The following is a 12912-nucleotide window of genomic DNA, read 5'->3' on the forward strand; positions in this document are numbered from 1 at the left end:
ATGTTGCCCCACCAGACGCGGCGGCGCCCCACGTGGCTAAGCAGGATCTTCCGCGAAGCGCAGTCCTGCGTGCCACGTGGGGCGCCGCGGCATCTGGTGCGGTCGCTAGCCCTCGAGCTTCTCGGCAAGCATCTTGTTGAACGCCTTGGGGTTGCCGGAGCCCTTGGCCGCCTTCATGCACTGGCCCACGAGGAACCCGAGCACCTTCTTGTTGCCGTCACGGTACTGCTGGACCTGGTCCGTGCAACGCGCGAGCACCTCGTCCACGATGGCGCCGAGCGCGTCCGCGTCCGTGGACTGGCGCATGCCGTGGGCGTCCACGTAGGCCGCCGGGTCCTCCTCGGTGCCGTTGATCGCGTCGAGCACCTCGCGTGCCTGGGCAAACGTGATCGCGTCCTCGGCGAGAAGCGCGGCGATTCCGCGGACCTGGGCCACCGTGAGCGCGTCGTAGCTCGGTGCGAGGTTCACCATCACGTTGGCCAGCGTGCCCACGACCTTCTCGCCTGCGCCCTCGAGGGCCCGCTCGAAGAAGGCTGCGACCTTCGGGTCGCCCGCAAGCTGGGCGGCATCGGCGCGCTTGAGGCCAAAGCTGGCCATATAGCGGTCGCGCTTGGCGTCCGGCAGCTCCGGGATGCGCGCACGGCAGCGCTCCACGAACTCGTCCGTGAGGTCGAAGGGAGCGAGGTCCGGGTCCGGGAAGAGGCGGTAGTCGTCCGCAGTCTCCTTGACGCGCATGACCACGGTGCGGCGGCGGCTCGGCTCCCAGTGACGCGTCTCCTGGTAGACGATGCCGCCCTCCTCGAGCACCTCGGCCTGACGGCAGATCTCGTACTCGAGCGCGTCGTGCAGGCTCTTGAACGAGTTGATGTTCTTCATCTCGGTCTTGGTGCCAAACCTGGTCTCGCCGCGGCGACGCAGCGATATGTTGCCGTCGCAGCGCATGGAGCCGCTCTCGAGCGAGCAGTCTGAGATGCCGAGCGTGAGGAAGGTCTGGCGCAGCTTCTCCATGAAGAGGCGCGCCTCCTCGGGCGTGCGCAGGTCGGGCTCGGTGACGAGCTCGATGAGCGGGGTGCCGCAGCGGTTGTAGTCGATGAGGCTCTCGGTGGCGGCGGTGATGCGGCCCTCCTCGCCGCCCACGTGCACCATCTTGGCGGCGTCCTCCTCCATGTGGATGCGCAGGATCCGGATGGGCGCCACGTAGGAGCCGTCGTCGTTCTTCTCGACGGTGGAGTCCGGGCGCTCCTTGGCGCCGGCGCCGGAGACCTCCAGGTCCAGGTGGCCGTGCATGCAGAACGCCACGGGGCCCTGCGTGGTCTGGAAGTTCTTGGCCATGTCCGGGTAGAAGTAGTGCTTGCGGTAGAACATGGAGTGGCGCTGGATCTCACAGTTGGTAGCCAGGCCCGCCATCACGATCGACTCGATGGCCTTCTCGTTGGGCACGGGCAGCGCGCCCGGCATGCCCAGGCAGACGGGGCAGACGTTGGTGTTGGGCGCATCGTCGTGGGAGAGACGGCAGTTGCAGAACATCTTGGTCTCGAGCGTGGTGAGCTCGGTGTGGACCTCGAGGCCGATCACGGCCTCCCAGTCCTTGAGGACCTCAGCGAGCTTCTTCATGCGAGCTCACCCCCCTTCCCGGCAAACGCGGGCGCAACGGGGGCCCCGCCGTCGGGCGAGAAGGACCGCTCGATCGCACGCGCAAACGTGAGCAGGCGGTCGTCGGCAAAGGCCGGACCCTGCAGCTGTGCGGACACGGGCAGGCCGCTCTGTGCGCCCAGGCCCAGCGGCACGGAGACGCCACCGTTGCCGACAATGTTGTTGGAGATCGTGAACAGGTCGGAGGCATACATCTGCGTGGGGTCGCTGAGCTCGCCGAACTTGAATGCCGTGCGCGGCGCGGCCGGCATGAGGATGACGTCGCACTGCTCGTAGGCGCGGGCGTAGTCCGCCGTGATGAGGGTCCGGACCTGCTGCGCCGGGTAGTAGTACTTGTCGTAGGTGCCGCTGGAGAGGAGGTAGGCGCCCAGCATCTGGCGGCGCTTGGCCTCCTCGCCAAAGCCGTGCGCGCGGGAGAGCGAGGTCTGCTCGGCCAGCGTGGCGCAGCCCTGCTCCTGGTAGCCGTAGCGCACGCCGTCAAAGCGCGCGAGGTTGGAGAAGGCCTCGCACGGCGCGATCACGTAGTAGGCGGCGATGGCGGAGGCGATGTTGGGGAGGTCCACCTCCACGAGCTCGGCGCCCTGGTCCTGCAGGGCGCGGCCGGCGGCGATGACGGCGTCACGGACCTCGTCGGTGAGGCCCGCGGCCTCCATGAGGGCGGGCACGATGCCCACGCGGCGCCCCTCGATGGAATCGTTCAGATGGGCGAGAAAATCGACGTCAACCAGCTGGCTCGTGGAGTCCCATGGGTCGCTCCCGCCCGCGGTGAGCGCGTTCATGGCCAGGGCCACGTCCTCGACGCTGCGGCCGAAGGGACCGGCCTGGTCGAGCGAGGAGCCAAAGGCCACCACGCCGTAGCGGCTGACCGCACCGTAGGTGGGCTTCATGCCCACCACGCCGCAGAGCGAGGCCGGCTGGCGGATGGAGCCGCCGGTGTCGGAGCCCAGGGAGACCGTGACCTCGCCAGCGGCGACGGCCGCGGCAGACCCGCCCGAGGAGCCGCCCGGGACGCGCGCGGTGTCCCAGGGGTTGGCCGTGGGGTGGAAGGCCGAGGACTCGGTGGAGCTGCCAAAGGCAAACTCGTCCATGTTGGTCTTGCCCACGGGCGTGGCTCCGGCGTCGAGCATGCGCTGGACGCAGGTGGCGGTGTAGGGGCTCTCGTAGTTGGCGAGCATGCGCGAGGCGCAGGTGGTGCGGGTGCCCACGAGGTTCATGTTGTCCTTGAAGGCAACGGGAACGCCGGCGAGGGGCCCGAGCTTCTCGCCCGCCGCGCGGGCCTTGTCGGTCTTCTCGGCAGCCTCGAGCGCGAGGTCGGCGGAGACCTGCAGGAACGCCTTGACCTCACCATCGCGCGCGCCCACAGCGTCGAGAGCGGCACGCGCGACCTCAACGGCGGTGAAGTCGCCGTTTGCGACGCCCGCCGCAATCTGGGCGGCAGAGAGCTGGTCGAAGCTGGCCATTAGCGGTCACCCCCCTGGTCGCCGAGGATGGACGGCACGCGGAAGCTGCGCTCGCGGCTGGCACCGGCGTTGGACAGCGCCACGTCCACGGGGAGGTGGCGGACCTCGTCATCGGGCACGTCCTGTGACATGACGTTGGACAGGTCCCCGATGGGATGGAACGTGGGCTCGACCCCCTCGAGGTCGTACTGGCGGATGGGCTCGAGCAGCGCCACGGCCTCGTTCATGTACGCGGTCATCTCGTCGAGCTCCGCGTCCGTGAGGGCGATCCGCGCGTAGTCGGCGATGCTGCCGACGTCTTCTCTAGAAAGCGGCATGGGTCCTCCTGTCGTTTGCTGGGGACATTCTACGACAGGGGCCGGGCGCGGGCGCGACGTGGAGACGCGGCCGCAACAAACGCCGGGGCACGGGCGGCACCGTCACGCTCCGGACCGACCGCTCGGGCACCACGGACGCGCTGCTCACGCTCGACGGGGAGACGATGCGCCTGCGGCAGGACAGCCTCGCCGGGGGCGCCGCACGCTACGCGCTCGTCGACGTCGACGCCTTCGCGCGCCTCTTCGGCCTCGACGCGACGGTAGACGAGAAGGACGGCGTCGTCGTGCTGTCCTAGGGAGACGCCCGGCGAGACGCATGGTCCCGCCGGGCGCCCCAGCCGTGCGCTGTGAGGTTCTTCTCGCCTAGCAGATCTTGACGACCCAACCCTCGGGGCCCTCGACCTCGCCGTCCTGGATGCCGGTCAGCGTCTCGCGCAGCTTGGCCATCACGGGGCCAACGTGCTCCATGCCGCCCTCGCCGAAGGTGACCTCGGTCTCGCCGCTCACGACCTTGCCGACGGGGCTGATCACGGCAGCGGTGCCGCACATGCCGCACTCCACGAAGGCACCCTCGGCCACCTCGGAGAACTTCACCGGGCGCTCCACCACGGTCATGCCGAGCAGGTCCTGCGCCACCTGCACGAGGCTGCGGCGCGTGATGGAGGGCAGGATGGAGTCCGTGGCGGACTGCGGCACCACGAGCGTGCCGTCCTTGTCCACGAACAGGAAGTTGGCGCCGCCGGACTCCTCCACGTAGGTGTGGGTCTGCGGGTCGAGGAACATGTTGTCCGCAAAGCCCTCGGCGTGCGCCTGGACGCTCGGGTAGAGACTCATGGCGTAGTTGAGGCCGGCCTTGATGGCGCCGGTGCCGTGGGGCGCGGCGCGGTCGTACTCGGGGACCTTCACGGCCACGGGCTTGACGCCGCCGGAGTAGTACGGGCCCACCGGCGTCACGAGAATGCGGAACTGGTACTCGTCGGCCGGCTTGACGCCGATGACCTCGCCGGTTGCCACCATGATCGGGCGCACGTAGAGCGTGGCGCCGGAGCCGAAGGGCGGCACCCAGGCCTCGTTGGCCTTGACGACCATCTTGACGGCCTCGACGAACTTGTCCTCCGGGAAGGGCGGCATCACGATGCGACACGCGGAGTCGGCCATGCGGGAGGCGTTGAGGTCCGGGCGGAAGCAGACGATGTCGCCGCTCTTGGTGGTGTAGGCCTTGAGGCCCTCGAAGACCTCCTGGCAGTAGTGGAAGATGCCCGCGCACTCGGAGAGCGTGAGGGTGTGGTCGGTGGTGAGGCCGCCCTCCTCCCAGGCACCGTCCTTGTAGTTGCAGACGTAGCTGTAGTCGGTGGGCTGGTAGGCAAAGCCGAGGCTGCCCCAGTCGATGTCCTTCTTCTCCACTGCCATGGTTGTTGCCCCCTCGTGCCGGGATTGTGTGCTGCGCACACGATAAACCCTCCGCGACGTGGCCGCGCCCACCTTTGCGAGGTTGTAACATTGCCCGGCGAGGCGGGGCGCACCGTCTTCTCGCCGCGCGGTTGCCCCCTCTCAAACCTTCATTTCATGCCTCAGAAGCGAGATTTGAGCGGCGTTAAGCTTTCTGAACCCTCCCAAACCCACATTCTGACGAGAAAAACGTGGGTTTGGGAGGGGTGACGGGCGCCGCGGGAGGGGTGGCGGGCGCGCGGCAGCGTACAATCGAGCCGAGAAAATCGTCGAGAAGAAGAGGCCCGCCATGCGCATGTTCCGCAACGACTACTCCGAGGGCGCCGCTCCCGAGATCCTGGCCGCGCTCGCGGCAACCAACGACGAGCAGACCGTTGGCTACACCGAGGGCGACCCCCACTGCGAGCGGGCGCGCGAGCTCATTCGCGCCGCCTGCGGCCGCGACGACGTGGACGTGGAGTTCTGCGTGGGCGGCACCTCCGCCAACGTCATCGGCGTGACCGGCCTCCTGCGCGAGTGGGAGGGCGCCGTCTGCACCAAGGACGCCCACATCAACGTGCACGAGACGGGCGCCGTCGCCGCGTGCGGCCGCACCGTGCTGCCCACCGACGACTCCGACGGCTTCCTCTCCCCCGAGGCGGCCGAGCGCGTGTGGCGCTTCCAGAACTCGTGCGGGCGCCACATGACGCGCCCCGGCTGCGTCTACATCTCCGACACCACCGAGCTCGGCGGCGTGTGGGACCTCGAGCGCTTCGACGCCATCTGCGACTGGGCCGACTCCCACGACCTGCCCGTCTTCCTCGACGGGGCGCGCCTGGGCAGCGCCCTCACCTCCCCCGCCGCGGGCGGCCTCACGCTGGAGCACATCGCCCGCCGCTGCGGGGCCTTTTACATCGGCGGCACCAAGAACGGCCTGCTCTTCGGCGAGGCCATGGTCATCGCCCACCCGCGCCTGCGCGAGGCCTTCCCGTTCCTGCAGAAGGAGCGCTGCGGGCTTCTGGCCAAGGGGCGCCTGCTCGGCGTGCAGTTTGAGACGGCCTTCGAGCCTGCGGCGGACGGCGGCGAGACGCTCTACTGGAGGCTGGCGAGAAACGCCAACGAGTGCGCGCTGCGGCTGCGCGCGGGGCTCGTGGAGCTTGGCTTCAAGCCCTACGGTGACTCTGCCTCCAACCAGCAGTTCTTTGTCGTGACGCCCGCCCAGCGCGACGCCCTCGAGGCGGCCTGCGGCTGCGAGACCTTCTACGAGCTCAGCGACGAGCAGGTGGTCGTGCGCTTTGTGTGCTCCTGGGCCACCGGCGAGAAGGACGTGGACGAGCTGATTGCCCTGGCCGGCACGCTCGCGTAGGCCACGCCCGGCCCACACCCGCCTCACGAAGGGCCCCGCCGCGACTCGTCCGCGACGGGGCCCCTTTCCTACCCTATGTGCTGGACCTCGTTCCAGCCCGCGCTACCTCGCTGCGCGACGCCTGGAGAGGAGGACGAAAGCTTTGTTTTATTACAGCCTTTTCGCTATCTGTTCTTAATGTCCCAATATGCTCAAATGCTGCTCGCGTCCTTTCTGATAAAACTATTCCGCCCCTTTTACTTTCCGATCAGGCTTTTACGCCTTGTGAGCAGGAAAGCCAGCAGACCAATCAATCCAGCCAGAGAGACGCTGGCGATTCCAACCGAGACATACACAAGGGTTTTCAAATGGGAAATCTCTGTGCTGCCCATAGCAGCCGGCGTTTCCGCTGTCCGGACAATCCCGGCGTTCAATTCGGTGCCGTTGGTGAGGGTAACGATCAGTTCGCCGTTTTCATTGATGGAAACGCCGGAGATACCAACGCCGTCCTCGCCCTTTACCTTGCCGAGATTGTTCTCGGTGCCATCGGTGAGGGTGATAATCAGCTCGCCGTTTTCGTTGAGCTTGATGTCGGCAATTCCAACGCCATCCGCACCGTTTTTACCGTTTGTGCCGTTCTTGCCGTTTGCGCCATTTGTACCTGCGGCCTTAATGCCGGTATCGGTGGTTCCGATCCACCAGTTGCCATTACTGCCAACATAGGGGGTCAGGCCATCTGTACCGTCTTTACCATCCTGGCCATCTTTACCGTCGGAGCCATTGGAACCGTTTGAACCGTCTGTGCCGCTGGCTTTAATGCCGGTATCGGTGGTTCCGATCCACCAGTTGCCATTATCGCCTATGTAGGGAGTATCGCCATCTTCACCGGGATCGCCTTTGTCGCCCTTATCGCCTTTGATGCCTTGCAGGGCAGACAGGGCAATCAGGTTTTGCCAATCGCTGTCGGCGTCATATTTCCATTGGATGTAGCCGCCCTCAACGCGAAGCTCCACCTGTTTGCCGTCTGCACCATCCGAACCGGTAATATCGGAGAGGGCAACCAGGTCTTTCCATTCCGTTTCGCCCTTGTACCGCCACTGGATGCTGGTACCGTTATTTTGTAGTTCCACCTCGCGGCCATCTTCACCGGGATCGCCTTTGTCGCCCTTATCGCCTTTGATGCCTTGCAGGGCAGACAGGGCAATCAGGTTTTGCCAATCGCTGTCGGCGTCATACTTCCATTGGATGTAGCCGCCCTCAACGCGAAGCTCCACCTGTTTGCCGTCTGCACCATCCGAACCGGTAATATCGGAGAGGGCAACCAGGTCTTTCCATTCCGTTTCGCCCTTGTACCGCCACTGGATCTGGCGGGTTTCCTCATTGGTGCGAAGTTCCACCTCGCGGCCATCTTCACCGGGATCGCCCTTCAGGTCGGAGAGGGCCAATAGGTTCGTCCACTGGCTATCGGTATCATATTTCCACTGGATATAGCCGCTGTCCACACGGAGCTGAACTTCTCTACCGTCTGCACCGTCGCCGCCGGTGATAGCGTCCAACGCCACCAGGTCACGCCATGCGTCATCGTCCTCGCCCGCATACCGCCACTGGATATGGGTGTCGTTGGTGCGAAGCTCCACCTCCCGGCCATCCTGGCCGCCGGAGCCGCTCACCAGCTGAACGTCACCCAAATTTCGGATGGAAGCAACACCGTCATTCACGGTGATCGGCACATCCACCGTCGGACTGGCAAAATCGGTGCTTCTACTGTTTTTCTGTTCGGTGTAAAGCCGCAGGGTGTAGTCGCCGTCGGTAACGCCGGTGAGAGGAATGTCGACCGTGCCGCTGGAGGCGGAACTCTCCTTCAAATTGGCCAGGGTGTTGTAATAGAGAATATTGTTGTCTCCGTCGGCGGTGAGGACGCAGGCAAGATACAGGTTTTCGCCGGTGGTAGCAACATAGCCAAAGGAGAGCTTTTCGCCGGTCTGGCTTGCCTGTGTGGGATTGGCAGTCATGGATAGCGCCAGGCTGCCGTCAAAAATGGTGTATTTATATTGCTCATAGTTTTCCAACACCAACGGATAGGGGTTACCGCCAATCACTGCCTTTTTGGCATCTTTTGCAAGGTAGAAAGCATTGGAAATATCCAGATAGAAGGCTGGGCGCACACCGCAGTAATAGCGGGCATAATAAGAATCAACGCTACCATCATTAGCATTCACTGCATAAACAAGATCAGTGCCATCTGGATCTGTTGTACGAAGCCAATAATACTCGAGAAGGTCTATCTCCTCGGCCTTGAGGATCTCGGCGTTGCCAATGCTATCCGCTTCGAATTTCGAGAGGGGCCAGAAGGGCTGGTTTTCCGCAGGATTGCCGGTAATTTCATCTGCCACCGTCAGGGTGCGGGGCACGATAAGGGAGCTTTCTTTGCCGGCCAATGTCAGATTGCTGGCGAAATCCGCCATTTGTTCCTGCAACTCGCTGCCCATATACTCCTGGTCGGTTGAGCTTTGCAGTGGGCTCGAGGGGCTCTCAAACAGAGTGACGGTGTTCTCAGGGCCGGGTACCGAGCCATTTGCTCCCTGACCCACGACATACCACCACTGGCCGCCGAAGGCAACATACTTCAGCTCCGTGGTAGCCGGGTTCGGCTTCTTCGTCAAAGCGGACGCCTTCACATACATTGCGGGGCGGCAATAACGTTCAAAAAATGAGTCTTCTTCAATGATTGAATTCGTAAAACCATCGTAGGCATATACCATCTCGCCCACCGCGGTACGGGTATAATAGTCTAATCCTGTTTTAAAAGTTAGCACAGAAGGAGGAAGGATTTCCAGCTCAGCCTTGCTGAGCGGCCACAGGATTTGGTTCTTGGGGGAGTTGCCCGAAATGCCGTCCAGCGTTTCGCGGACAACGATGTTCGAGTTCCCGCGCAAATTCTCTGCGCCGTCGCTCTCATTTATAGCCTCGTATAACTTGCTGTCAATATAATCTGTACTTTCGCCGCTTGATGCAAACGCAGTACGCCCAAACACATTATCCAAGGCAAACAGGGTATAGCAACCCTCCGGAGCTTTGACGCCTTCCGTTTCAGTGCCGATGATGTACCACTCATACCCGGCAAACAACACCGTGTCTCCAATGTTATACTGGCTTGCGGCGAAGGCCGCCGTGCCCATGCCCGGCATCAGCCCGATTAGCATGCACAGGCAGAGCAGTGCGGCAACGAGTCTTTTCTTCGAGCTGTTGTGCCCCTTGGTCTTCATTTTTCTCAGTTCCCTTCGCCGTTGCCAACGCTGTCGGTTAGAGATGGAGCCTTGCCGGCTCGACCGTGTCCTGGTGGAAAGCCTCTGTCCTTGCCACTCCCAGCATCTTTGGGCCCCTTGGGCGTGATGACTAGGTTCGTCGCTGGGTATTGCGCCCATTTCAATCAAATGGGCGTGCCCACGCGCGGTTTATTGCCCGTATCCAAACACCTATTGACGGAGCCATAGCGAGCACTGGGGCGATGAGGGCAGGGAGCTAGTGAAAATATTAATGCCTGACCCTGCAGAATGCGCTTCATGAGTCAACCTCCTCAAGCCGATGCGGGGCGATCCCGCCGAGGTGCGAAAACGTTGGCATCATTATCCCGTGAGGGCCCTGAGGTGTGTATCACCCGTTTCGTTGGCGAAATGGGTGATACCCATCGTGCCCCTCTAGAATCGCACCCACCACTGCAGCATCCCCCAGCTTGAGGCAGACCAAGGCATCTCGCGCCATCTAGCGCAGCATGTAGTGCTCAAGCCCCTTGCGGCTCCCCACGCCGAGCTTCTCCATGGCGTGAGAAAGGTGCCGCTTTGCGGTGTTGATGGAGACGCCCAGGTGGTCGGCGATCTCTTGGTTGGTCCACCCTCGGGCCGCGAGCATCGCGGAGGCGAACTCCGTGGTGGTCAGGTTGTCCGCCACCTCCTCGCCCGTCACGGGGTTGTGGACGAGCCTCCAGCCGGCGGAAAAGCGGTAGGTGATGTCGATGATGCGCCGGAAGTCGTCCGGCCACCCGCGCTTGATGACCGCCTCGAGCATGCCGCCGAGGAGGCCGTGGTGCTCGCCGAAGGGCTCGATGAGGCCGTCGGGTCGGGCGAGGTCCCACGCAGTCAGCAGGTGCGCGCGGGCAGCACCCACGTCCCTCATGCCGACGTAGCCCATGACGCAGGCGAGGTGCAGGTAGGTGTTGGTGATGGGCCGCGCCTCGCCCTGGACGGCGAGCGCCGCCTCGGCGACGCCCACGCACCGGCCGTGCTCGCCCACGAGGTACGCCTGGTGCGCCAGCACGTAGAGGGCGAAGGGCCGCAGGCCCTCCGGGAGGAGCCCGACGCAATCCTCGAGGGGCGGGACGCGCTCGGGGAGCGGCAGGTGGAGAAGGGTGCGCGCCGTGGTGACGAAGAACGAGGCGACGGCTGAGGCCAGGGGGTCGGCGTCGTCGAGGCCCTCCCCCACCGCGGCCCGGGCGGTGCCGAGCGCCGCGCGGGCGTCGTCGGCCTGGCCGAGCGAGAGGCTCGCGTAACCGAGGACGAGGCTCGCGGAGAGGAGCACAGAGAGGTCGTCGCTCGTCAGGAGCGGGCGCGCCGCGGCGGCGGCCGCCTCGGCCTGGCCGGTGAAGTAGAGGAGCTCGGCGCGGGCAACGTCGCGAGCCGGCCCCTCCGGCATCGACTCGACGAGCTCACGGCACCTCCCCGGCTCGAACGCCGAGCTCAGGAGCGGCATGGGGTCGCACAGGGGGTGTCGCGCGGTCACGGCGCCCACCCCCTAGAGGATGAAGCCGAGATAGCTGTCCACGACCTCGTCAGCGGCGGAGAGGTCCTGCCCGAGCGAGCAGCCCGAGTAGCCGATGGCATGGAGCCCGGCGGAGTGCGCCGAGGCTATCCCCGCCGGCGAGTCCTCCACCGCCAAGGCCTCCCCCGCGCCCACGCCCAGGAGGTCGAGCGCGCGCAGGTAGGGGTCTGGGTGCGGCTTGCGCCTCTCGACCATGTCACCCGTCACCACCACGTCGAAGAGGTCGAGCGCGCGCAGGCGGTCGAGGGCGGTGAGCACGCAGCGCGCGACCGTCGTCGAGACGAGCGCCACGGCGACCCCGCGGCCGCGCAGGGACGAGACGAGCTCGCGAGCGCCCGGCTCGAGGGCGAGCGGGGCCTGGGAGTAGGTCCGGTAGCAGCCGTCGCGGCGGCGCTCGTACTCCTCGATATCGTAGGGGGACCCGTAGCGCTCCAGGATCGGCGGGATGACCACGCGGTCGTCCCCGCCGGCTATGGAGAGGAGCTCCTCGTCGCTCACGGGCGCGTCGAGCTCCACCAGCACCTCGCGGACTAGCGCGAGGTTGTGCCGCTCGGTGTCGCACAGTGTCCCGTCGAAGTCAAACAGGACCGCCCCCAGGGTCTCCGGCCTTGCCATGGCACCCCCTCCCCTCGTCTCGTCCCGCTAGTGTAGCAGAGGGGGCGCCGAGGCAGCCTTCCCCCGCGCAGGCTAGCCCGCCAGGCGGCCTGCGAAGTCCGCGAGCGTGCCGGGGATGTCGATCTGCTGCGGGCACACTGCCGCGCAGCTTCCGCAGCCTATGCAGGCAGTCGGGCGCTTGTCCTCGGGCAGCGCGGAGAGGGCCATCGGGGCGATGAAGTCGCCCTTGCCGGTGACCACGAGCTGGTTGTAGAGCGAAAGCAGGTGCGGGATGTCGAGCCCCATCGGGCAGTGGCTCGTACAGTAGTGGCACGCCGTGCACGGCACGGTCCCTTGCGCGCCCATCTCGTGGGCGATGTCCATGAGGGCGGCGAGCTCCTCCTCGGACAGCGGGCGCTCCTCGGAGTAGGTCTGGACGTTCTCCTTCAGCTGCTCGAAGTCGGACATGCCTGAGAGCGTCACCGTGACCTCGGGGATGCCCTGCAGGAAGCGGAACGCCCAGGCAACGGGGCGCTCGTCGGGGCGCAGGGCGGCGAGGCGCGCCTCGTCCTTCTCGCCAAGGCGCGCGAGCTTGCCGCCGCGGACCGGCTCCATGACCCACACGGGGATGCCCCACTTGCGCAGGAGGTCGACCTTGCCGCGAGCGTCCTGGAACTCCCAGTCGAGGTAGTTGAGCTGAATCTGGCAGAACTCCATCTCCTTGCCGTAAGCCTCGAGGAAGCGCTCCATCACCGGGATGGCGCCGTGCGCGGAGAAGCCCAGGTGGCGGATGCGGCCCGCACGCTTCTGCTCAAGCAGGTAGTCAAGGATGCCGTTGGCGGGGTCGAGGTAGCCGTCTACGTTCATCTCGCACACGTTGTGGAAGAGGTAGAAGTCGAAGTAGCCGGCGCCGGTCTTCTCGAGCTGGCGCTCGAAGATCTCCTTGACCTTGCCCATGTTGGAGAGGTCGTAGCCGGGGAACTTGTCGGCGAGGCAGAAGGAGTCGCGCGGGTGGCGTGCGAGCGCGCGGCCCAGGACGACCTCCGAGTTGCCCGCGTGGTAGCCCCACGCCGTGTCGAAGTAGTTGACGCCGTGCTCGATGGCGTAGTCGACCATCTCGTCCACGGCGGCCTGGTTGGGCTGCGCGTCGTCCCCGTCCACGCACGGCAGGCGCATCGCGCCGAAGCCCAGCCGAGAAAGGCGCTCCCCCTTGAAGTCACGGTACAGCATGCGGGTCCCCTCTCCATAAGCGACGCCATGTCACCACCAGTATACCGCGCCACCCGTCTCCCGGTAAGAG

The 12912-nt window shown here is 65.2% G+C and carries 10 protein-coding genes; 2 read left to right on the forward strand and 8 right to left on the reverse strand.

Features of this window, described 5'->3' with window-relative positions; genetic code table 11:
- Window positions 1-105: 105 nt before the first annotated feature.
- Genes gatB through gatC form a run of 3 tightly spaced genes read right to left on the reverse strand, consistent with a single transcriptional unit; the run spans window position 106 to window position 3430 of the window.
- Window positions 106-1614 carry an Asp-tRNA(Asn)/Glu-tRNA(Gln) amidotransferase subunit GatB gene (gene gatB, locus QUW25_RS00935; RefSeq protein ID WP_289510360.1) on the reverse strand — a complete coding sequence of 503 codons (1509 nt, stop codon included), beginning with the start codon at window positions 1612-1614 and terminating at the stop codon, window positions 106-108.
- Window positions 1611-3113 carry an Asp-tRNA(Asn)/Glu-tRNA(Gln) amidotransferase subunit GatA gene (gatA, locus tag QUW25_RS00940; protein WP_289510361.1) on the reverse strand — a complete coding sequence of 501 codons (1503 nt, stop codon included), beginning with the start codon at window positions 3111-3113 and terminating at the stop codon, window positions 1611-1613. The genes gatB and gatA overlap by 4 nt, the downstream gene beginning before the upstream one ends.
- Complete coding sequence (gene gatC / locus QUW25_RS00945) at window positions 3113-3430, reverse strand: Asp-tRNA(Asn)/Glu-tRNA(Gln) amidotransferase subunit GatC (RefSeq protein WP_289510362.1); 318 nt, start codon at window positions 3428-3430, stop codon at window positions 3113-3115. The genes gatA and gatC overlap by 1 nt, the downstream gene beginning before the upstream one ends.
- A 164-nt stretch (window positions 3431-3594) precedes the next feature.
- Here gatC and QUW25_RS00950 point away from each other — a divergent pair, with 164 nt between their 5' ends.
- Window positions 3595-3726: a hypothetical protein gene (locus QUW25_RS00950; RefSeq protein ID WP_289510363.1), complete on the forward strand. Its 132-nt coding sequence runs from the start codon at window positions 3595-3597 to the stop codon at window positions 3724-3726.
- A gap of 67 nt (window positions 3727-3793) precedes the next feature.
- Here the strand turns inward: QUW25_RS00950 and QUW25_RS00955 are convergent, their stop codons facing one another.
- Window positions 3794-4840: a branched-chain amino acid aminotransferase gene (locus QUW25_RS00955; protein ID WP_289510364.1), complete on the reverse strand. Its 1047-nt coding sequence runs from the start codon at window positions 4838-4840 to the stop codon at window positions 3794-3796.
- A gap of 328 nt (window positions 4841-5168) precedes the next feature.
- On the opposite strand from QUW25_RS00955, the gene QUW25_RS00960 reads away from it, so the two are divergent.
- On the forward strand, window positions 5169-6224 hold the full coding sequence (locus tag QUW25_RS00960) for a threonine aldolase family protein (RefSeq protein ID WP_289510365.1): 1056 nt from the start codon (window positions 5169-5171) through the stop codon (window positions 6222-6224).
- A gap of 236 nt (window positions 6225-6460) precedes the next feature.
- Here QUW25_RS00960 and QUW25_RS00965 read toward each other — a convergent pair whose 3' ends face one another.
- The 4 genes from QUW25_RS00965 to QUW25_RS00980 form a co-directional block, all read right to left on the reverse strand.
- Window positions 6461-9469, reverse strand: coding sequence for a hypothetical protein (locus QUW25_RS00965; RefSeq protein WP_289510366.1), 3009 nt, complete (start codon window positions 9467-9469; stop codon window positions 6461-6463).
- Window positions 9470-9965: 496 nt separating this feature from the next.
- Window positions 9966-10979, reverse strand: a complete 1014-nt coding sequence (locus tag QUW25_RS00970) for a helix-turn-helix transcriptional regulator (RefSeq protein ID WP_289510367.1) — start codon at window positions 10977-10979, stop codon at window positions 9966-9968.
- Between the two features lie 12 nt (window positions 10980-10991).
- Window positions 10992-11633, reverse strand: coding sequence for an HAD family hydrolase (locus QUW25_RS00975; protein WP_289510368.1), 642 nt, complete (start codon window positions 11631-11633; stop codon window positions 10992-10994).
- A 72-nt stretch (window positions 11634-11705) separates the two neighbouring features.
- Entirely contained in the window at window positions 11706-12842 is a 1137-nt protein-coding gene (locus QUW25_RS00980) for an aldo/keto reductase (protein ID WP_289510369.1), read from the reverse strand.
- Window positions 12843-12912: the final 70 nt, after the last annotated feature.

It is taken from the genome of Thermophilibacter provencensis, assembly GCF_030372065.1.
Classification (GTDB): Bacteria; Actinomycetota; Coriobacteriia; order Coriobacteriales; family Atopobiaceae; genus Thermophilibacter; species Thermophilibacter provencensis_A.